General features: G+C 57.0%; 23 protein-coding genes, 1 tRNA gene and 1 pseudogene. 17 read left to right on the forward strand and 8 right to left on the reverse strand.

Translation table 11 applies throughout. From position 1 onward, the window contains the following. The 8 genes and pseudogenes from G560_RS0115940 to G560_RS0115975 form a co-directional block, all read left to right on the forward strand. The coding region (locus G560_RS0115940) for an ATP-binding protein (protein ID WP_022705295.1) at positions 1–260 on the forward strand (260 nt) is incomplete at its 5' end. A 75-nt stretch (positions 261–335) separates the two neighbouring features. Continuing rightward, positions 336–1601, forward strand: a pseudogene (locus G560_RS19530) (TadA family conjugal transfer-associated ATPase); the annotation flags it as partial. Positions 1602–1610: 9 nt separating this feature from the next. Then, positions 1611–2579, forward strand: coding sequence for a type II secretion system F family protein (locus G560_RS0115950; protein ID WP_022705297.1), 969 nt, complete (start codon positions 1611–1613; stop codon positions 2577–2579). 13 nt (positions 2580–2592) lie between these two features. After that, positions 2593–3567, forward strand: a complete 975-nt coding sequence (locus G560_RS0115955; protein ID WP_033419471.1) for a type II secretion system F family protein — start codon at positions 2593–2595, stop codon at positions 3565–3567. 9 nt (positions 3568–3576) lie between these two features. Then, a complete protein-coding gene (locus G560_RS0115960) occupies positions 3577–4146 on the forward strand; it encodes a tetratricopeptide repeat protein (protein ID WP_022705299.1) in 570 nt (189 codons plus the stop codon). 35 nt (positions 4147–4181) lie between these two features. After that, positions 4182–5039: a tetratricopeptide repeat protein gene (locus G560_RS0115965; RefSeq protein ID WP_022705300.1), complete on the forward strand. Its 858-nt coding sequence runs from the start codon at positions 4182–4184 to the stop codon at positions 5037–5039. Next, the gene (locus G560_RS0115970) at positions 5039–5530 is read left to right on the forward strand and encodes a prepilin peptidase (RefSeq protein ID WP_022705301.1); all 492 of its coding nucleotides are present in this window, start codon (positions 5039–5041) and stop codon (positions 5528–5530) included. Before G560_RS0115965 ends, G560_RS0115970 begins: the two co-directional genes overlap by 1 nt. Positions 5531–5599: 69 nt before the next feature. Next, a complete protein-coding gene (locus tag G560_RS0115975) occupies positions 5600–6916 on the forward strand; it encodes an ATPase (protein ID WP_022705302.1) in 1317 nt (438 codons plus the stop codon). 127 nt (positions 6917–7043) lie between these two features. Here the strand turns inward: G560_RS0115975 and G560_RS0115980 are convergent, their stop codons facing one another. Continuing rightward, on the reverse strand, positions 7044–7589 hold the full coding sequence (locus tag G560_RS0115980; protein WP_022705303.1) for a 5-formyltetrahydrofolate cyclo-ligase: 546 nt from the start codon (positions 7587–7589) through the stop codon (positions 7044–7046). Beyond that, complete coding sequence (gene mgtE / locus G560_RS0115985; RefSeq protein ID WP_022705304.1) at positions 7574–8944, reverse strand: magnesium transporter; 1371 nt, start codon at positions 8942–8944, stop codon at positions 7574–7576. The genes G560_RS0115980 and mgtE overlap by 16 nt, the downstream gene beginning before the upstream one ends. A gap of 133 nt (positions 8945–9077) precedes the next feature. Between mgtE and guaD the strand changes: the two genes are divergently transcribed. Next, complete coding sequence (gene guaD / locus G560_RS0115990; protein WP_022705305.1) at positions 9078–10358, forward strand: guanine deaminase; 1281 nt, start codon at positions 9078–9080, stop codon at positions 10356–10358. Positions 10359–10609: 251 nt separating this feature from the next. On the opposite strand, the gene G560_RS0115995 is transcribed toward guaD, so the two are convergent. Then, a complete protein-coding gene (locus G560_RS0115995) occupies positions 10610–11101 on the reverse strand; it encodes a helix-turn-helix domain-containing protein (RefSeq protein WP_022705306.1) in 492 nt (163 codons plus the stop codon). 72 nt (positions 11102–11173) lie between these two features. Between G560_RS0115995 and G560_RS21240 the strand changes: the two genes are divergently transcribed. The 7 genes from G560_RS21240 to G560_RS0116035 all read left to right on the forward strand — a co-directional run bounded on the left by G560_RS21240 (position 11174) and on the right by G560_RS0116035 (position 14512). Further along, positions 11174–11374 carry a hypothetical protein gene (locus tag G560_RS21240; protein WP_022705307.1) on the forward strand — a complete coding sequence of 67 codons (201 nt, stop codon included), beginning with the start codon at positions 11174–11176 and terminating at the stop codon, positions 11372–11374. Further along, entirely contained in the window at positions 11374–12372 is a 999-nt protein-coding gene (locus G560_RS0116005) for a DNA-binding domain-containing protein (RefSeq protein WP_022705308.1), read from the forward strand. The genes G560_RS21240 and G560_RS0116005 overlap by 1 nt, the downstream gene beginning before the upstream one ends. Then, complete coding sequence (locus G560_RS0116010; protein ID WP_022705309.1) at positions 12369–12782, forward strand: regulatory protein GemA; 414 nt, start codon at positions 12369–12371, stop codon at positions 12780–12782. Before G560_RS0116005 ends, G560_RS0116010 begins: the two co-directional genes overlap by 4 nt. Before the next feature lie 253 nt (positions 12783–13035). Further along, positions 13036–13109: transfer RNA gene (locus tag G560_RS0116020), tRNA-OTHER, on the forward strand. A gap of 164 nt (positions 13110–13273) precedes the next feature. Further along, positions 13274–13669 carry a phage protease gene (locus G560_RS0116025; RefSeq protein ID WP_022705311.1) on the forward strand — a complete coding sequence of 132 codons (396 nt, stop codon included), beginning with the start codon at positions 13274–13276 and terminating at the stop codon, positions 13667–13669. A gap of 128 nt (positions 13670–13797) precedes the next feature. After that, positions 13798–13995: a hypothetical protein gene (locus G560_RS21535; protein ID WP_231575925.1), complete on the forward strand. Its 198-nt coding sequence runs from the start codon at positions 13798–13800 to the stop codon at positions 13993–13995. Between the two features lie 157 nt (positions 13996–14152). Next, complete coding sequence (locus G560_RS0116035) at positions 14153–14512, forward strand: hypothetical protein (RefSeq protein ID WP_022705312.1); 360 nt, start codon at positions 14153–14155, stop codon at positions 14510–14512. A 104-nt stretch (positions 14513–14616) separates the two neighbouring features. On the opposite strand, the gene G560_RS0116040 is transcribed toward G560_RS0116035, so the two are convergent. From G560_RS0116040 to nrdR, 4 genes are all read right to left on the reverse strand, one after another. Beyond that, entirely contained in the window at positions 14617–14937 is a 321-nt protein-coding gene (locus G560_RS0116040) for a ribonuclease E inhibitor RraB (RefSeq protein ID WP_022705313.1), read from the reverse strand. Between the two features lie 59 nt (positions 14938–14996). Then, entirely contained in the window at positions 14997–16331 is a 1335-nt protein-coding gene (locus G560_RS0116045; protein ID WP_022705314.1) for an 8-oxoguanine deaminase, read from the reverse strand. Between the two features lie 105 nt (positions 16332–16436). Next, positions 16437–17519 carry a bifunctional diaminohydroxyphosphoribosylaminopyrimidine deaminase/5-amino-6-(5-phosphoribosylamino)uracil reductase RibD gene (ribD, locus tag G560_RS0116050; RefSeq protein ID WP_028914182.1) on the reverse strand — a complete coding sequence of 361 codons (1083 nt, stop codon included), beginning with the start codon at positions 17517–17519 and terminating at the stop codon, positions 16437–16439. Then, positions 17516–17983, reverse strand: a complete 468-nt coding sequence (gene nrdR / locus G560_RS0116055; protein WP_022705316.1) for a transcriptional regulator NrdR — start codon at positions 17981–17983, stop codon at positions 17516–17518. Before nrdR ends, ribD begins: the two co-directional genes overlap by 4 nt. Before the next feature lie 321 nt (positions 17984–18304). On the opposite strand from nrdR, the gene G560_RS19540 reads away from it, so the two are divergent. Further along, positions 18305–18880 (forward strand): DedA family protein, encoded by a 576-nt coding sequence (locus G560_RS19540; protein WP_022705317.1) that lies wholly within the window; start codon positions 18305–18307, stop codon positions 18878–18880. Between the two features lie 93 nt (positions 18881–18973). On the opposite strand, the gene rpoD is transcribed toward G560_RS19540, so the two are convergent. Continuing rightward, positions 18974–20956, reverse strand: a complete 1983-nt coding sequence (rpoD, locus tag G560_RS0116065; protein WP_022705318.1) for an RNA polymerase sigma factor RpoD — start codon at positions 20954–20956, stop codon at positions 18974–18976. Between the last annotated feature and the right edge of the window lie 123 nt (positions 20957–21079).

Consider the following 21079-nt stretch of genomic DNA (forward strand, 5'->3'; position numbering starts at 1 on the left):
TCAGTGCCTCTGGCGGTGCATTGCTCTTCCACCTTCTGAGCAAGCTGTATGAACGCACCAGCGTCATCATCACCACCAACCTGAGCTTCAGCGAATGGGCCAGCGTGTTCGGCGATGCCAAGATGACCACCGCACTGCTCGATCGTCTTACCCATCGCTGCCACATCCTCGAGACTGGCAATGACAGCTACCGCTTCAAGGCCAGCTCCGAAACAGCGAAGAAAAAGCGAAAGGAGGCAACAGCATTGACGCCATCATGACATAGAGAACATAACTAATGGGTGGGTCAAATCGCGGTGACAATGCCGGGTCAGTTCTCAGTGACAATCAACAGTAAGAACCGCCTTATGGAGTTGAAGGTCGAGCTGCACAAAAAGCTGCTGGAAAACCTGAACCTCGCCGCGCTGGAAGCTGCCTCCGAGGCGGACCTAAAGGCCGAAATCGCGTCGATTGTATCTGAAACGCTGGACGAAATGTCGGTTGCCTTGAACAAGGACGACCGTATCGCGCTCAACCAAGAACTTTATGACGAGGTGATGGGGCTTGGTCCGCTGGAAACCTTGCTTAAGGATGAAACAGTCAACGATATTCTGGTCAACGGCCCCAAGCGTATCTTTATCGAACGCGCGGGCAAGCTGACGCTGACCGACATCACCTTTAAGGACGAGCGCCATCTGCTTCGGATCATTGATAAGATCGTATCCGCCGTAGGCCGCCGCGTCGACGAATCAAACCCCTATTGCGATGCGCGCTTGGCGGATGGATCACGTTTCAACTGTATGGTGCCGCCGGTTGCGGTTGATGGCAGTCTTGTGTCGATTCGTAAGTTCAAAAAAGACAAGCTGGGCATCCCCGATCTGGTGAATTTCGGGGCGTTTACCGAGGAAATGGCTGCCTATCTGCAAGCCGCAGTTTCCACCCGCCTGAATATCATCGTGTCGGGTGGTACAGGTTCGGGTAAAACCACCACGCTGAACGCGCTATCATCCTTTATCGACAACACCGAACGGGTTTTGACGATCGAGGATACCGCCGAACTTCAGCTGCAACAGATTCACGTGGGCCGGATGGAAAGCCGCCCTGCCAACGTTGAAGGCAAAGGGGCGGTGACCCAGCGGGATTGTTTGCGCAACGCGCTGCGGATGCGTCCTGACCGGATTATCGTGGGGGAAACCCGTGGCGAAGAAGTTATCGACATGTTGCAGGCCATGAACACAGGCCACGACGGGTCCATGACCACCATCCACGCCAACTCGGCCCGTGATGGTGTGTCGCGTCTGGAAAACATGATCGCGATGGCCGGGATTGAAATGCCGCTGAAAGCGGTGCGCAGCCAGATCTCTTCGGCTGTGAACCTGATCGTGCAGGCCAGTCGCTTGCAAGACGGTTCGCGCCGCATGACCTCGATCACCGAGATCACGGGCATGGAAGGCGAAGTTATCTCGATGCAGGAAATTTTCCGCTACGAACGCCTTGGCCTTGCCCCTGATGGCAAGATCATTGGCCGCTTTAACGCCACGGGCGTGCGCTCGCACTATTCTGAACGCTTCCGCCAGTGGGGCTATGATTTGCCCGCCTCGATCTATGAACCAATCGCCTAAGGATATCCCATGGAACTCAGTGCAGCTCCCCTTATCTATCTTCTAATCTTTGTGGCGGTTCTGGTGCTGGTCGAGGGCCTGTACCTTACGGTGTTTGGCAAATCGATTAGCCTGAACAACCGCGTAAGCCGCCGTTTGACCTTGTTGGAAAAATCAGGCAACCGTGAACAGGTTCTGGAGCAGCTCCGCAAGGAAATGAGCCAACACCTAAAGTCGCACGGGATTCCCCTGTATTCGATCCTTGCGATCAAGGCGCAAAAAGCAAACATCGCCTTTTCCCCACCGCAGTTGCTTATGATCATGGCGGGTTTGTCGGTCTTTTCCTTCATCGGCCTCACAATCGGGACAAGCGTAGAACCTGCTGTGCGTGTATTGATCGCTGTCGCGATGGGGGTTGGCGGCGTTTATGTCTGGGTGTCGCGCAAAGCGAAAAAGCGTATGGACCTGATGGACGAACAATTGCCCGATGCGGTTGAACTGATGGTGCGATCCTTGCGCGTCGGCCATCCCTTCACCTCGGCCGTTGCGATCGTTTCGCGAGAAGTGGCCGACCCTTTAGGCACCGAATTTGGCATGATCGCCGATGAGGCCGCTTATGGTCGCGATATTTCAGAGGCCCTGAAAGAGTTTGCCGAACGGATGGACAGTCAGGATTTGCGCTTTTTGGCCGTGGCCGTGACCATTCAACAAACCTCGGGTGGCAACCTGGCCGAGATTTTGCACGGGCTGTCGCAGGTGATCCGCGCGCGGTTCAAACTGTTTCGCCGTGTGAAAACCATTACAGCCGAGGCCAAATGGTCCGGCATGTTCCTGTCGGCTTTTCCCATCGGCGCGCTGATCGCGATCCAGATGATCAAACCCGATTATTACGACGACGTGAAAGAAACGGATGCGTTCATTCCGGCGGCGTTGGTCGTGGGTGCTTTCCTCGTAATCAATGTGATCTTCATGAAGATCATGGTAAACATCAAAGTATAAAGGGCTTGGCCAAATGCTAGCATCCATCAATCAGATGATTGTCGATCAGTTGGGCCCAATGGGTCCGCTGATGGTGATCGGCGGGATCGGCCTTGTGCTTATCTTGGTGACCCTACCGGTCATGCTCAAGAAAACGCCCGAACCGTTCGACAAGATCAAGGCCCAACGCGACGCCTACAGCACACCCACAAAACAAGGTTTGCGGATGAGCAGCAAAGGTGGGGCCAGTGACAAGCTGCAAAAATTCTCGACATTTCTGGAACCCCAGAATGCCGAAGAAATGTCCGCCTCGCGGATGAAAATGTTACGAGCAGGGTATCGCGCGAAAAATGCGGTTCAACTGTTCCACTTTGCCCAATTGGTCTTTGGCCTCGGCTTTTTGCTGATTGGCGTGGTCTACACCTTGTACGCACAGACCCAAGGCGACGTGCCCACCCATATCTTCGTTTTGTCCACCATTGGGCCAGGCGCTGCAGGCTATTACCTGCCGCAATACTGGGTTCAACGCCGCGCCCAACAACGCACAGAGGAAATCGTTTCCGGCTTTCCTGATGCGCTGGACATGATGTTGGTCTGCGTTGAGGCTGGGCAATCGCTGGACCAATCCATCTTGCGCGTCGCCAAAGAAAGCCGCGCAGGGTATCCCGCGCTGGCCGATGAATTCGACACTGTGGCCCAAGAGGTGAAGGCTGGCAAAGAACGTGTGATGGTGTTAAAAGATATGTCCGAACGCGTGGGCATCGCCGATGTTTCCTCATTCGTGACAACGCTCGTGCAATCGGCCACCTTTGGTACGTCAATCGCCGAGGCCTTGCGTGTCTATTCTGCCGAAATGCGCGATAAACGCGTCATGCGGGCGGAAGAGAAAGCAAATACCTTGCCGACCAAGCTGACCCTCGGCACAATGATGTTCACCCTTCCGCCCTTGCTGATCATTCTGATCGGGCCGTCGGTGCACGGTATTTCGAAAACACTCGGCGGGGGCTAACTGTATCAGATGATAAAACGATCGCCTGTTTTGATCGTGGCTTTGGCCCTACTGACCGGCTGTCAATCGACGGGCGGTCTTTCGGCTGCCGATAGGGCGCGCAATGCCCCTTTTGCCGCAGATGGCAGCGAAAAGGGTGTGGACGGCTTGCTCGTCGGCCACCGTTTGATGGAAGCTGGCGAACATGAGCTGGCACTGCGCGCCTATCTGCGTGCTGCGGGCGAACAAGGCATGACGGCAGATGTGCTGTCGGCCCTTGGCTCTGCCAACCTGCGCTTGGGGCGGTTGGGCCAAGCCGAAACCTTGCTGCGCCAAGCCGTCAAGTCAGATCCCCGTTCCGTGCCCGCCCAAAACAACCTTGGCGTGGTCTTGATGGAACGCGGCAAATTGGGCGAGGCCCGCGGCGTGTTCCAACAGGCCTTTGCGCTGGATAGTGGCAGTTCAGACTCAATTCGCGAAAATCTTCGCTTGGCTATCGCCCGAAGCAATGCGGCTGTGTATGATGATCAGGCACAAAGTCACGACTTCGCCTTGGTGCGGCGGGATGCAGGGCAATATGTTCTTCTCTCGCAGCTTTAAGGCCGAGGAAACCGAGCAGTAAAAAAGGACGCAAAATGCGCCACCCTGTCTTTCTCGCGCTGTGCCTTGGCGGCACAGTTGGCCTTATGGGCTGTCAAAAAGCCTCCGATGGCGAAGTAAGCCGCGCCATGAAGTCGGTCAACGTGATTGACGAGTCAAACCTGAATGACATCATGCTGACCGTTGGCGACCCCAACGAATCCGTGGCCTATTTCCGCAAAACCGCCAATGAAAACCCTGACCGCATTGATATCAAACGCGGGTTGGCGAAATCCTTGGTCCGCGCCCAACAACCGCAAGAGGCCGCATCCGTCTGGTCCGCCGTTGTAGCCGACCCGACCGCTACCAATGATGACCGTGTGGCCCTTGCCGATGCGCTGATCCGGTCAAACGAATGGAAGCGCGCCGAGGCCGAACTGAACAAAATTCCGCCCACACATGAAACCTTTGAACGCTACAAGCTGGAAGCGATGATCGCAGACAGCAACAAGAACTGGAAAAAAGCTGACAGTTTTTATGAAATCGCCGCTGGGCTAACCACGACGCCCGCCAGCATCTATAACAACTGGGGCTATTCCAAGCTGACGCGCACCGATTATGCGGGCGCCGAAAAGCTGTTCTTTGACGCGCTGACCTATGATCCGCAGCTGTTCACCGCCAAAAACAACCTTGTTCTGGCCCGTGGCGCGCAGCGCAAATATGATATCCCCGTCATCAAAATGACCCAGATCGAACGCGCGCAACTGCTGCACACAATGGCTTTGACCGCGATCAAACAAGGCGATGTGCAGATCGGCAAAGGCCTGTTGCAAGAAGCCATCGACACCCACCCGCAGCATTTTGACGCCGCCGTGCGCTCGCTGGCTGCCCTAGATGCCAAAGTGACGAATTGATGCTTGCTGATACGAACTCTTTACTGTGGTTTTTGCCCTTTACCGTGCCAATCGCCATTTGGGTCGCGTGGTCAGATATGAAGTTCATGAAAATCCCGAACAAGGCTGTTCTGGCCTTGCTTGCGGTTTACGTAATCATGGGCCTTTTCGTGTTTCCGCTTAAACTATGGGCGTGGGGTCTTGCCTTGGGGGCAATCGTGCTGCTGATCGGTTTTGGCGCGACTGCCGCGCGCCTTATGGGCGCAGGTGATGCCAAATTCGGTGCTGCTATGGCACCGTTCTTTGTCACCGCCGACATCCGGACCGTGCTGTTTTTGTTTGCCGCTTGTCTTTTTGCCGCGCTGACCAGCCACCGCATTGCAAAGCACAGCAGCATCATAAGGGACCGTGTGCCCGATTGGCTTAGCTGGACACACAAAGGCTTTCCGATGGGCTATCCCCTTGCTGGCCTGTTGATTTTTTATCCGCTGCTGGTCGTTTGGCTTGGCTGAACGCTGGTTCATTCTTTTGAAATGCCCTTTGGGCAATAGTGCAACCGACCATAACCATAGGTGCGCCCGATGAACGTCCAGACCTTGCCGCCAAATGTCCTTGCTCCGCCCTCGTGCAAATCGCTGGCACAGGTGGGCCTGTCGTTGGTCATGATGCGGGACATTCTGCTCAAAACCATGTTCCGCACCAACCTTGATCTGACCTCCTCGATCGCCCGCGCCGTTTGCTTGCCCGTGCAATTGACGCAAGAATTGATCGACCTTGCACGCACCCAGCGGCTGCTAGAGGCGACGGGCACCATGCACGCCACGTCCAGCGCCGAAATGGGCTATCAGCTGACCGATGCCGGTAAGGCGCGCGCTTTGGATGCGCTGTCGCAATCTGAATATTACGGCGCAATGCCGATACCGCTGGATGATTACAGGGTGCAGGTTCAACGCCAATCGGTGCGCAACATCCGCCTGACCCGTGAACAGTTGATCGGTGCTATGGGCCATCTGATCCTGCCGCCCGACTTGTTGGGCAACCTTGGCCCCGCCATTACCTCGGGGCGTTCGATCCTGATGTATGGCCCGCCTGGTAATGGTAAGTCCTCAATTTCAAACGGTATTCGTGATGCGATGGGCGACAAGATCTATGTCCCCCGCGCGCTGGAATATGCGGGGCAGGTCATCACGGTCTATGACCCGATCGTCCATTCCGCCGCCGAAGAGGCGACCGATGACCCCAATTCCCTGCGCCGCACCTCGAACCGTTTTGACAACCGCTATGTCTACTGCGAACGGCCAACGGTGATCACCGGCGGTGAACTGTCGCTGGATATGTTGGATTTGACCTATAATCCCGTCGCGCGCACCTATCAGGCGCCCTTGCAGCTTAAATCCACGGGCGGCATCTTTATCGTGGACGACCTTGGCCGTCAGGCCGAACCCCCGCAAAAGCTGGTCAACCGCTGGATCGTTCCGCTGGAAGAGGCGAAGGATATCCTTGCCTTGCAGTCGGGCGAAAAGTTCACCGTGCCATTTGATACGCTGGTCATCTTTTCGACTAACTTCCACCCGAATGAGATTTTTGACGGCGCGGCCCTGCGGCGTATCTTTTTCAAAATCAAAATCGACGGGCCCGATCAGCAAAACTTTCTTAAAATTTTCGCGATGGTCGCACGGGCGAAAAAGATGCCCTTGGATGAACCCACTTTGGTGCATCTGATGAAGGTGAAGTTCCCCACGATCCAGAATAACTATGCCAACTATATGCCGAAATTCCTGATCGAACAGATGATGGCGGTGTGCGACTTTGAAAACCAACCCTATCACATGTCGCCCGATCTGATTGACCGCGCATGGGGCAACATGTTCGTGAAACAAGAAAAGATCGCGCATTGATGCAAGCTGCTGCATCTGCACCGCCAAAGCGCGCATTGATCTTTGGTAAACGTATAAAGCGCGTTTTGCTGCGTTACCGCTTGGCCTTCGCCCCCAACAGGCCAAAACCCCCCAAGGTTGCGCTTGGTCAAAACCGCCGCACAGCCGTTTCCGTCACCATCACATCCAACCGTTGGTCCGTCGGCTCGATCGGCACTTCGGCCATTTCCTGCGCCGCAAAAGCAAACCCCACGGCCAAAACCTCCCCACGCGCCCGCAACCCTTCCAGGGTGCGGTCATAAAACCCGCCGCCATAGCCCAAACGGTAGCCCCGCGCGTCAAACCCCACCAACGGCACGATCAGCACCTGCGGTTCGACCCACGCCCCCTCAACCGGAATCAGCGCACCAAAATCGCCCGCCACCGTCGCGCAACCCGGCGACCATTCGCGAAACCGCAACGGCTGGCCCGCCCCCATAATCACCGGCACGCAGACCACGCCTTGATGCGCCGCCATCGCAGGCAGCGGGTCAATTTCGGTCCGCATCGGCATATAGCCCGCCAAAACGCGGCTCCCCTGTCCGGCTAAAAAGTCAGCCAAAATTTCGGCCGCTTGGCCCTGCCCCGCGTCGAACGCCTGCTTTCGCGCGGCAAAGGCCTGCGCACGGGCCACTTTTTTTACAGCAATATCCATGACGCCAATCCCAAAAAGGCAAAGAAACCAACAACATCCGTCACCGTCGTCACAAAGGGCCCCGACGCAAGCGCGGGGTCGATGCCAAAACGCTGCAGCCCCATCGGGATCAAAATCCCCCCCGCAGCCGCCGCGATCAGTGTCAGCACCATCGCCACGCCGATCACAAAGGCCAGCATCGGTATCCCGAACCAGACCCCCGCGATCAGCGCCATAAGCAAGCCGAATGCCACCCCGTTCAACGCCCCCACCGCCGCCTCGCGCCGCACCACCCGCAGCGCGTTCTGCGACGTCAAATCACGGGTCGCAAGCGCGCGCACCGCCACGGTCATGGTTTGCGTGCCCGCATTGCCACCCATCGAGGCCACAATCGGCATCAGCACCGCCAATGCCACCATCTTGTTGATATCATCGGCAAAAAAACCGATCACGGACGAAGCCAAAATTGCCGTCAGCAGGTTCACAAACAACCACACCGCTCGGCCCTTGGCCGCTTCCCATACCGTATCCGACAGGCTGGCTTCATCGCCCACACCGGCCATCCGCAGCATGTCTTCCTCATGCTCTTCGTCCAACACGTTCATCGCGTCATCGATGGTGATTACACCGACCAGCCGGTCATTTTCATCGACCACTGGGCAGGAAATCAGGTGATACTGGTTGAAAATGTAGGCGACATCGGCCTCTGGCTCCGTCGCTTCAATCGTGCGAAAGCTATCTTCCTCGATCTCGCGCAGCAACACGTCGCGCCGCGACGAAAGCACCCGCCCAAGTGTCACATATCCCTTGGGTTTCATCCGCGGATCAACCAAAATCACATGATAGAACTGGTCCGGCAAACTCTCGTTTGACCGCATGTAATCAATGGCTTGCCCTACATTCCAATGCTCGGGCGCCACGACAACCTCGCGCTGCATCAAACGGCCTGCGGAATAGTCCGGATAGGCCATTGCGCGTTCAACAGCGACCCTGTCGGCATCCTCTAGCGCGCCCAGAATGCGGCCGTGGTCTTCTTCTTCAAGGTCTTCCAGAATGTCGACAACATCGTCGGTATCGAGCTCGCGCACCGCTTCGGCCAGAACGGCGGGCGACAGCTGGTCGATCACGTCTTCGCGGATACTTTCGTCCAGTTCCGACAGGATTTCCCCATCAATCCCGTCCGGCCAAAGCCGCAACAGCTCGCGCCGGTCATTTGGGCTGATTTGTTCCAAAAGGTCGGCGATGTCAGCGGCGTGCATCGGGTCCAACAAGGCATCCAGCCGTGCCGAATCCTGCGCCTCAACCGCATCCTGAATAGCCTCGACCCGCCGTGCGTCCAGCACATCTTCGTCCCTATCGTCGATGGTGTCGGACATGTTCTACCCCTTCGCCTGCATTCCCCCGACCCTACGATAAGGTGCTTCAAAGAAACAGGGGCGACAGGTAAATTTACGGCGGCCCAAAAACCGCCTAAGGTGGCACCAACAATAATGACAACAGGCAATCACCATGGCTGAACTGATCCTCGGGCAAGTCCTTTCCTATCACGGCGACCCGTTCATCCATGGCCCCGACGCCGTGCATATTGAGCGCCAAGGCGGCGTTGTAATGCTGGGGGGCGAGATTGTGGCCACAGGCACCGCCGATGCGATGCGCAAGGCCTATCCTCGGGCCAATGTCACCGATCATGGCACCTGCCTGATATCGCCCGGTTTTATCGACCCCCATGTGCATTACCCCCAAACCGCAATCATCGCGAGCTGGGGCAAACGCCTGATCGATTGGCTCAACACCTATACCTTCCCCGAAGAAATGCGCTTTGCAGATCCGGCCTATGCGTCGGAAATCGCAAACCGCTATTTCGACCTGACCTTGGCCAATGGCACGACAACGGTGTGCTCTTACGCGACAATCCACCCCGAAAGCGTGGATGCGTTTTTCACGGCGGCTCAAGCCCGCGGCCTGCGCACCTATGCGGGCAAAACCTGCATGGACCGCAACGCGCCATCGGGCCTGCAAGACACCGCAAAATCCGCCTATGATGACAGCAAGCGGCTGCTCGATAAATGGCACGGGCAAGACCGCCTGTCCTATGTCATCACCCCCCGCTTTTCCCCCACCTCCACGCCTGATCAACTCTCGGCCCTCGGCGCGCTTTGGGCGGAAAACCAGTCTTGCTTGATGCAAACCCATCTGTCTGAACAAACCGACGAAATCGCATGGGTCAAAACCCTTTACCCCACGGCCCGCGATTATCTCGACACCTACGAATCCCACGGCCTTCTGGGCATGGGCGGCCTTTATGGCCACGCCATCCACCTGGAACCGCGCGAAGTGGACAGGCTGGTCGAGGTCGGCGCAAGCCTGATCCACTGCCCAACCTCAAACACCTTCATCGGGTCTGGCCTGTTCGATATGGAAACGATGGTTGCACGTGGCCTGCGCGTGGGGCTGGCCACCGATACCGGCGGCGGCTCGTCCTTTTCGATGCTACGCACAATGGCCGCCGCCTATGAGGTCGGACAACTGCGCGGCACCTCGCTTCATCCCGCGCAACTTTGGTGGCTCGCCACCCAAGGCTCGGCCCGCGCGCTGCGCGCAGATCATAAAATTGGCAACATCACAGCAGGCATGGAGGCCGATCTTGTCGTTATCGACCTCGCCTCTACCGCCGCGATCGAGCAATCCACCCGCCGCGCAGAAACCATCTGGCAGTCGATCTTCCCCACCATTATGATGGGCGACGACCGCGCGGTAAAGGCAGTCTATGTGGCAGGCAAGCTTACATAATCCGCTTTTTTTCCACTAAAATATCCCCGGGGGAAATTGGCCTTTGACGGCGTTCAGAAGGTTTGACAGTGAGCAAAAATAAAGTCAAATAAAATCAGATAGTTGCAAGGCTTAAATTTCACAAGGTTTGATAGTGTTTTAAGGTTTTGGGCCTGATATCGGCTAGTGCAGAATTGCTTGTCAAGAATTTATCTAATGAAATCAATGGGCCTTATATTTAGGTGTGGGGCGAATACCCCACACCCCATCCATTAAACTTGGGAGATTTTGAGGGCGTTCAAGATTTCTAGGTCTCTTGCGGTGGCCGCTTCCCCAGCCTCAATATCATCATGAATCAGGAGAGCAAAGGCTGTATCCATAACTCCCGTTTGATCGTCGATTTTGAGTGCCAAGTCCTTTTGAGCTTGCCGCATCAATAGCCAGAAACCAGCATGCTTGTTGAACTGCATGTAGACTTCACCGTAACTGGTTCCTTGGGCCGCAAGCCCTTTGGCCTTTGCGAACCTGAATAGCGCAAGCCGAAAAGCAAACTCCTCATACTGTCCCCACTTAATTGGCGGGGTTAGAACGGTTTGATGGCTTTCACCTTTCAGAATAGCCAAATAGCGCTCAGGAACATTGCCGCGATTGCGCCATGACGAAACGGTGCTCTTGTCCACTGTTAATGCGCGGGCGAGATCAACGTCAGTTTCGACACCCAGCTTCTTTTTCAGTTCATCAATCAAATTTGCAGTCTTGTCCATTTTCTTTCCTTGACAGCTATATGCAGTTTGCATAGTTTGCATGTAAACACAAAACGGAAAGTGCAAACCTCAATGGACTATACCCCATCTAAGCAAACTCTGAAAGAGGTTCGGGTACGCCTTTTAATGAGGGGTCTTTCGTTCGCGGGATATTGTCGTGAGCAGGGTTTAATTCGTCAAAACCTTGCCGCTGCCATTACGGGAAAGCTGACAGCCCCTAAAGCTGAAGCAATGTTTCAATCGGTGCTAATGGACTCGGGGATGAAAGCGTAATGTACATTTATGTCTACAAACTCAAAGGCTTAGAGGGTGTGCCGAATGACAGGACGGCTATCTCTGCATGGTTGAGTCGGCATTCGATAACTGCGGTCAAGCACGGGCATAGATTTGTTGTCAACCTTTCCGACCTTCCGGCCCCTGTTCGCCTTGCCTATGTGGAGCGCGAAATTGAGGCGGCGGGCCTGTTTGGCGGCACCTATGACGAGGAAGCCCACACCAATTTTATGAAGATGACGCCTGCGATGCGGGACGGGGCCGAGAGGAAGGCCGAGATCGCGCGGTTTCTGCTATCGGTGGGCAAGCTTCTGCCTTGGTCCCAAAAGATTGCCTTGGCGCGTAAGACGTTTGGCGAGAGTGGCACGTCTGAACCCTCTATAGCGCGCATTTTAAAGGCCGTTAAAGGGGTGGACCCTGTCAACTTTGCCCCGGCTTTGTTGGCCGACTATACGCTGCAAGGCGCGCCCAAAGCGGCGGTTTCGGACGAGGCTTGGTCCTTTTTCATGACAACCCTGCGGGATGCAGGGACACGGTTTCCGCTTAAACAAGCGTGGCGCGATGTGCGCGACCTCAAGGCAGTGAAGGGGTGGGATTGGCCGTCTTTTGAGACAATCAACCGCCGCTGGCACGGCCTGACAGAAGCGCAGCGCCTTCATGCGCGGCATGGTCATGAAGCCACGGTAAGGGCCGCGCGCGGTGCCAGCGCTGACGTGACACTCACCTTGACCGAGCATGAGGTGAACCAAGCCGAAGTTGCCATGGGTGAAGTTGAACACCTTTTCATTCAAGCGGCGCGCGTTTTTGAGCTTTTGCATACCGGAATCGTCGCCGGGCATTTGGACCCAGAAGGGTCAGGAACCTTGGCCGTCTTGGACTTGGCAAAGCGCGCGATGATGAGCGCGGCGGAACATGAAGGCGAAGCCGTTTCACATCTTGCCCAGAAACTTCGCAAAGCCAAATCCTACCAGCACCCTAAAGAGGAGCAAGCCGCATGACTATTTCAGCGCGCCAAATCGGTTTCATCAAGGTTGCCGTCAAAAAGCTGGGGTGGGATGATGAAACCTACCGTTCTGCCTTGGCCCAGATTGGTGGCGTTACCACGTCAACCGATTTGGATAAGGCAGGGTTTGAAGCTCTTGTAGGCTTCTTTGAATATTGCGGGTTCAAGCCCATGGAAGCAAAGGGGCCAGCTTATGGGCCGCGCCCCGGCATGGCGAGCTTTGCCCAGATTGAATTGATCCGCAATCTTTGGGCCGAATACACCCATACTGCTTATCCGGGGCAAGACGAGCTCAACAAGTGGCTTGAGCGTTGTTTCAAGGTGTCCAGCCTGCGCTTTTTGAAAAAGGATACCGCGCCAAAGGTTATCACGGCCTTGAAAGCCATGAGGACCCGCGCGGCCTGACAATGTGCTGCAAACGGCAAAAGGGCGGCGCGATTGTGCCGCCCTTTTTCATTGCCCTGAATTTTGCCCGTAGGGGCGGCTTGCAGCGCTTCGGCCCCCATGACCCTATAAAAATTGATCAACCCGTTTAAATTCGCCGCATAACCGTTTAAAAATCGAATTGGCTGCATCGCCTGCCACCCCAAAACAATATTGCTGGAATTTTCGGCCCTAATTGCGCTAGGCTGGTGAAGGGCGGCGCAAGTTGCCCGTTGCGCGGTGTATCCCGATTGGTAAGGGAGCTTTTCTTCGGAACACTTGATGTTGGTTCGAGTCCAGCCCCGTGCAGCTGACAGGCAAACACCGTCGCATTCATAGTGCGAAGCGAATCGGGCGTAAGGGTGGGGCCTGTCACCCGCAAACGCTTGTGGGTAATTTGGCTTTTCCCGCAATGTTACACCTTTTCCCAGAGATGGCGCGATTGCGCTTCACCCCGGAAAAGGTTCCCTTCAATGATCATTAACGCCCAAACTCTTGACCTGGCATTCAAAGGATTCAAGTCAGTCTACAGCGATGCGCACCTACCCATGGACGCGGTGGCCGAGCTGCTCGAAGATCGCAATGGCCGAATTGCCTTGATGAACGAGCAAGCGGCGGGGGCTATGGTCCAGAAGGCCTTTGATGACGGCTATCTGACGCCTGCAATGCGCGGCTGGGCAACGGCCCTTGCAAGTCAAGACCCTGACAGCTTCAAAGCGTTTTTGGGAACTGCCCCGCGCCCGTTCTCGCACTTGCTGACGCCAATGCCACGCCCCCTTTCCGCCGTGGCCGCGCAAAATGACGACTCGGATGAGGCGGCGGCAATTTGCGCCCAGCTTGGCCTTAAGCCCGGCTCTCTCAATTCTTGAGGTTGGGGCGGGGGGTGATTGCCCTGCCCTCAAGCCGCGTGTTCTCTCCTGATCGCGCGGCAAACAGCGCCCCGGCCTATGATCGCCTCTAGGCCGGGGCGTTATTCGACACACTTGGAAAGGCTGCCATGAACCTACCCGCCGCCCCAATGCCAAAGCCCACGGCCCAAGTGGCCGTCTATGTCGATGTGCTGGGCGCTGACCTTGCCGTGACGTTTCTTTTGACGTTCGGCGGTGCCGAACTCCACCTTGCCCATAATCCACGCGGGCAAGGGCAAGTCGAAGCCGTGGTTGGTTTAGAGAAGGCCCGCGCCCTTGCGGCCTAAGACCATCGGTTGCAGCGCCGCGTTCCGCTTGCAAAAAGATGGCTTGCCCAAATGCTCAATTGGCAAGGCCATTCCACCGCCCACATTGCCCGCACCTTGCGCACTACGGACGTGTCAGTGCGCGGAATGCTACGGGTGAAACAGGAGGACGGCCCGAATGACTGACATCCGCACGGCCCTTGTCCAAGCACGGCAAACCGCCCAAATATTGGACGGCGCAAAGGCTGCAAATGTCCGCCTTTTAACGACCCTTGAAGGGGTGGTTGAAGCTCCGTTTAACGACACTTCATTGGCCGCCCGGCACCGCGCCGAGCACCGTATGGGCGTCCCGTCTCGCCTTAATACAGACACCGAATTGCAGGCCTTCGTTCTCGACCGAATTGAACGGATGACCTATAAACAGGTCGTTGCCGAGGTTGCAAAAACCTTCCCGCCAGATCGTCAAACCAGCATTTCTGCGGTGCAACGATGGTGGCGAAAACGCGCGCCGCAATCGCCAAAGGCCAGACGTTCCTAGCAAATCCCGATAATAGCGGGCCGCTGTCAGACCTTTTGCCTTGGTACTATCGTTTGTTGTGAACACTAACAGCCTTCAGGCCAAGGGGGGCAGCGCCCCGTCCCCTACTCCACCAATTCCCACCCATCCGGATCAAAGCCGAACTTCAGCGCAATCTCGGTTGCCCGCTTTTCCTCTGCCCAAATGGCTGCGGCCGAAATCTCCATCTCGCCTGTCCGCGCCTCCAGCGTCTCGCCGTCCTCATCCTGCCGCGTCACAAATCCCGCTGCTTTCAGCGCCTTTTCAGCGGCCGCAAACGGAGCGTCCACCTCGTCGGCCAGAAACAGAAAGTTCACCACGGCGCGTTTGGGCAAGCTGTCAATTTTGCCAATCTCGGCAAAGGTGTCAAAGGTTTCGGCCTGCTGCGCCTTGTAATCATGGGTCATCGTCTGCTCCTGCAAAATACTGCTATGTTCCTGCCCAAAGCGGCCCTGTGGTGCAAGCCCTATTCCATCAGGCGGCGGGCAAGTTGGTTTTGCCGCGCCACAACGGACCCCAGATCAATCGTCACCATCGCCCCGCCGCGCACTACCTCGCGCCCTTCCACAATTAAATCGCGCACCCGCATAGGCCCCGCCAACAAAAAAGCCACAGGATCCCATGACCCCGCCGCCTCCACCCCCGACACATCCCAAATCGCGATATCGGCCCGCTTGCCAACCTCTAACGACCCGCAATCATGCCGCCCCAAAACCTGCGCCCCGCCCAAGGTGGCAATCTCCAACGCCTCACGCGCGCTCATCGCATCGGCACCCCGTGCAACCCGCTGCAACAGCATCGCTTGCCGCGCCTCGGCCACCAAATTCCCCGCGTCATTGCTCGCCGATCCATCAACGCCAAGCCCCACCTTCACCCCTGCGTCCCGCATCGCGCGAACAGGTGCGATCCCCGACCCAAGGCGACAGTTCGAACATGGGCAATGCGCCACGCCCGTTCCTGTTCGGGCAAATAAATCAATCTCTTGCCCGTCCAGCTTCACGCAATGCGCGTGCCAAACATCATCGCCCACCCAACCCAAATCTTCGGCATATTGGCCGGGGCGGCAGCCAAATTTTGCCAAACTATACGCGATATCTTCGTCATTCTCGGCCAAATGGGTGTGCAGCATCACACCCTTGTCGCGCGCCAAAAGGGCTGCATCACGCATCAGATCGCGACTGACGGAAAACGGCGAACAGGGCGCAATTCCAACACGCACCATCGCGCCCTCACGCGCGTCATGGAACCGGTCCGCCACGCGAATACAATCCTCCAGTATCGCCGCCTCGCCTTCCACCAGCCCATCGGGGGGCAAGCCACCATCACTCTCGCCAATGCTCATCGCGCCCCGCGTGGGGTGAAACCGCAGCCCCACCTCGCCCGCCGCCGCAATCGTATCATCCAGCCGCGCGCCGTTAGGGTACATATACAAATGGTCCGACGTCATACTACACCCCGTCAGCGCCAATTCCGCCAGCCCCACTTGGGCCGAGGTGAAAATCTCCTCGGGCCCGAACCGCGCCCAGATCGGATACAGCGTTTTCAGCCAGCCAAACAGTAGCGCGTCCTGCCCCCCCGGCACCGCCCGCGTCAGAGTTTGGTACAAATGATGATGCGTGTTTACCAATCCCGGCGTCACAACACAGCCCTTGGCATCAATCACGCGGCCTGTGGTCACAAGCCCCGCGCCAACAGCAGCAATGACCCCGCCACGGACCAACACATCTGACCGCGCAAGCTCACGCCGTGCGCCGTCCATCGTCACCACAACATCAGCATTTTTAATCAGGATTTCAGACATATAGGCCCCCTGTTTGAACCAACCCCTTCGGTGGATCAGGAAACCATCGCGCGACAGAAGGGGGGTAAAGGACTCACGCGGTTACAGAGTACCGCAGAAAATCCTTCAGTCAAACCGCCAAACCGTCTGCACATCGCCGCCCACTGCGGTCTGTGATACCAACCGCAAACGCGGCGCATCGGCCAACGCGTGCAGGCCCATAGGCCCCACCGCACCGCGCCCTTCGGCCCCGATCACAGCCCCCGCGGTAAACGTCACCAACTCATCCACCAGCCCTGCGCCAATCAACGCGGCAGCCAAGCCCGCGCCACCTTCGCAAAACACCCGTGTCATCCCTTGCGCGGCCAGTGCGGCCAAACCGGCCCGCAGGTCCAAATGCCCCGCGACCAACGGCACTTTGATCAAATGCGCGCCCGTCGCGGCCCAATCCTGCCCATCCACCCCCGGCCCATGCAGCATCCAAACCGGAACATCCCGTGCCGTTTGCCCCAAACGGCCAAACGGTGCCGCACGCAGCCCGCTATCCACCACAACCCGCACAGGTTGGCGCATCACGCCCATATCCCTAACCGTCAAATCGGGATCATCCGCCAAAACAGTGCCAGACCCGACCATCACCGCATCATGCGTCATCCGCATCAGGTGGACGGCGCGGCGCGCATCCGCCCCCGTAATCCAACGGCTTTCACCGCTTGCCGTGGCAATCCGCCCATCCAAAGTGGTGGCCAGCTTCAATGTCACCAAAGGCAGCCCTTGGGTGACACGTTTCAAGAACCCGCGGTTCAAAACACGCGCCTCCTCGGCGCAAAGCCCTTCATCAACCTTAACCCCTGCAGCACGCAACATCGCATGCCCCTTGCCCGCGACGCGCGGGTCAGGATCGGTCAACGCGCTGAAAACATGGGAAACACCCGCCTCGATCAAACCCGCTGCACAAGGCGGTGTCATGCCGTGATGCGCGCAAGGTTCCAGCGTCACATAGGCCACCGCCCCCCTTGCGGCAGCGCCGGCATGATACAGCGCCATCCGTTCTGCATGTGGCCGCCCGCCGGTTTGGGTCCACCCCCGCCCGACAATCCGGCCACCGTTCACCAGAACGCAGCCCACCGCAGGGTTAGGCCAGACATTCCCAAGGCCACGCATCGCAAGCTGCAATGCGTGGCGCATATGGGCGCTATGGTCGGTCATTCCTCAGAGGGGCTGACAGGCCGCAGCTCGGATACGAACTTATCAAAGTCATCCGCCGCTTGGAAGTTCTTGTAAACGCTAGCAAATCGTACATATGCCACCGTATCGATCCGCGCGAGGGATTCCATGACAATCTCACCGATTATCTTGGAATTGATATCAGTCTCGCCCAGACTTTCCAGCCGCCGCACGATGCCGCTGATCATCTGGTCAATCCGCTCCGGATCAATGGGGCGCTTTTGCATCGCCATCCGGATAGACCGTTCCAGCTTGGCACGGTCAAAATCTTCGCGTTTGCCGTTGGTCTTGATCACCACAAGGTCGCGCAACTGCACACGCTCATAGGTCGTAAACCGCCCGCCACAGGCTGGGCAAAACCGCCGCCTCCGAATAGACACATGGTCTTCGGCCGGACGGCTGTCTTTCACTTGGGTGTCGATATTCCCGCAGAATGGGCAGCGCATAGGCTGATCCCCCTTCGTTTCTTGTTTTTACTGCCTCAAATGCGGGGGTTCGGCCCCCCCTGTTTATGCATAGGACTATAGGCAACCGCACAGGTCTTGGGTAGCGGATTTTTGCCGAGCCTAGATATAGTAACCAAGGTGTGGCGCGTGGGACTCAATTGGCTAAGGTCCGCTGTTTTCAATGCACACGGAACCTGCGGGTCATGCTCGCCATCCCGCCGCCCCTCAAGCCGTCGGCGATCTTTCGCACCCGCGCCAAAAGCGCCTCTTGCGGTCACGGCCCAAAAGCCTATGTGACAGGGGCAACGAAGGTGATCTTGCATGTTCGACCCAACCTCATTTATTTCCCAATTCGGCTTGTTGGCCGTCTTTGGCACGGCCGCAATCGAAGGCGACGCGGCTGTGGTAACCGCAGGCGTACTGGCGCAGCGCGGCATTCTTCCCCTGTGGCCGGTGATTTTTGCAGGCATGGCGGGAGGCTGGTTTTCCGACCTGCTGATCTATCACCTCGCCCGTCGCTTTCGCGACCATCCCCGCACGGTGCGGGGGGTGACGGCGGCGCGGAAATGGCGGTTCTTCAATATTGCCGTGGCATACCCCATGCTGCTGGCACTCGCCATCCGCTTCATGCCCGGCGTGCGCACCGCTGGTCCCGTGGCGCTTGCCACCGCCACCCCGATCACACCGCTGCGCTATACGATCCTGACCGGCATCGCTGCGTTTTTGTGGTCGTTCATTCTGGTCCATGTCGGCCAACAGGCAAGCCACATCATCGCCCACCTTTTCAAAGGGTTCGATCTGCCGGAATGGGTCGAGATCGGGATTCCGGTGGCGATTGTTCTGGTGCTGACGGTGTTTGCGATCCGCAAATGGCGCAAACGGGTGCCGGGGGCGTGAGGGTTAGGGTTAGGGGGCAATGCCCATACCCACCTTACCCGCAACGAACACATGCAACTCTAAACAAAAAAGCGCCCCTCAGGGCGCTTTTCTTTACTGATCCAAGAACGACCGCAATTTCCTGCTCCGGCTCGGGTGCTTCAACTTCCGCAGCGCTTTCGCCTCAATCTGGCGAATACGTTCGCGGGTCACGCTGAACTGCTGGCCCACTTCTTCCAAGGTGTGATCGGTGTTCATGCCGATGCCAAAGCGCATGCGCAGAACGCGCTCCTCACGCGGGGTCAGCGATGCCAAAACCCGTGTCGTCGTTTCCTTCAGGTTTTCCTGAATGGCACTGTCCAGCGGCAAAACCGCGTTCTTGTCTTCGATGAAGTCGCCAAGCTGGCTGTCTTCCTCATCGCCAATCGGGGTTTCAAGGGAAATCGGCTCTTTGGCGATCTTCATCACCTTGCGCACTTTTTCCAACGGCATTTGCAGCTTTTCAGCCAGTTCTTCTGGCGTCGGCTCGCGACCAATTTCGTGCAACATCTGCCGCCCCGTGCGAACCAGCTTGTTGATCGTTTCGATCATATGCACCGGAATACGGATCGTGCGGGCTTGGTCGGCAATCGACCGTGTAATCGCCTGACGGATCCACCATGTTGCATAAGTGCTAAACTTATAGCCACGACGGTATTCGAACTTGTCTACGGCCTTCATCAGGCCGATGTTGCCTTCCTGAATAAGATCAAGAAATTGCAAGCCACGGTTCGTGTACTTTTTCGCGATCGAGATAACGAGCCGAAGGTTCGCTTCGACCATTTCCTTCTTGGCCTGACGGGCTTCTTTCTCGCCCTTCTGGACCTGATTCACGATGCGGCGGAATTCGGAAATATCGACCCCAACGTAAGAACCAACTTGCGCCATCTCATCGCGCAGCTCTTCAACCTTCTCGCGGGATTTCTCCATCAAGGCCTGCCAGCCGCGCCCATCCTTGGCGGCCATACGGTCGCACCATGACGGGTCCAGCTCGTAGCCCTGATATTCCTCGATAAACTCGCGGCGGTTGATGCGGGCTTGGTCAGCCAGCTTTACCATGCCCGAATTGATCGCCATGATCCGGCGGTTGATGCCGTAAAGCTGGTCAATCAGCGCTTCGATACGGTTGTTGTGCAGATGCAATTCGTTGACCAAAAGCACAATCTCGGACCGCAGTTTTTGATAGGCGTCTTCTTCCTTGGTGGAAAACAGATCTTTTTTGTTCATTGTCGCCGACATGCGCAATGTCTGCATTTCTGCAAGCATTTCATAATCATGCGCAATAACTTCCAGCGTTTCCAGCACGCGCGGCTTTAGCGCGGCTTCCATCGCGGCCAGCGACATGTTCGATGCTTCGTCATCGTCATCATCATCGTCATTGTTCGACAGCGGGTTGCCATCGGCATCCAGCTCGGGCCCTGTATCACGCTTGGGGGCCGCTTCGCCGCTTGCGTTCAAACCACCGACCAAATCCTCGTCGCCTTCGCCATCAAGGCCACGGCCAAAGGTGGTTTCAAGGTCGATCACGTCGCGCAGCAAAATGTCCTCGGACAAAAGTTCGTCGCGCCAGATCGTGATTGCTTGAAAGGTCAGCGGGCTTTCGCACAGGCCCAAGATCATCGTGTTGCGGCCGGCCTCGATGCGCTTGGCAATCGCAATCTCGCCTTCGCGCGACAGCAATTCAACCGAACCCATTTCGCGCAGATACATGCGCACGGGGTCATCGGTGCGGTCCAGCGTTTCCGCCGCCGCCCCCGACAATGCCACTTCGCGCGACCCCGTGCCGGTTTCGACCAACTCACCGGCCGAAGAGCTGTCTTCCATCTCTTCTTCTTCGGTGACCTGAATGCCCATTTCGGACAGCATCGACATCACGTCTTCGATCTGATCCGAACTGACCTGCTCGGGTGGCAACACCGCGTTCAACTGGTCATAGGTGATATAGCCACGCTCGCGCGCATCCGCGATCATCTTCTTGATGGCAGCCTGGCTCATATCCAGCGAGCCGTCGCCCTCTGTATCGTCTTGCTTGCTGTCGTCATTGTCTTTGGCTGCCATGGATGCTCCTTTGGCCAAGTGGTCTGTTCTAGTGAACCGAATCACTCGGTCGAATGTACGAATCATTAGCGCGAATCACGGGAGGTAAAAGGCTTTACCCCTATTTTCCTGTAATTTGCTCGT

The organism is Pseudorhodobacter ferrugineus DSM 5888 (assembly GCF_000420745.1).
GTDB classification, from domain to species: Bacteria; Pseudomonadota; Alphaproteobacteria; order Rhodobacterales; family Rhodobacteraceae; genus Pseudorhodobacter; species Pseudorhodobacter ferrugineus.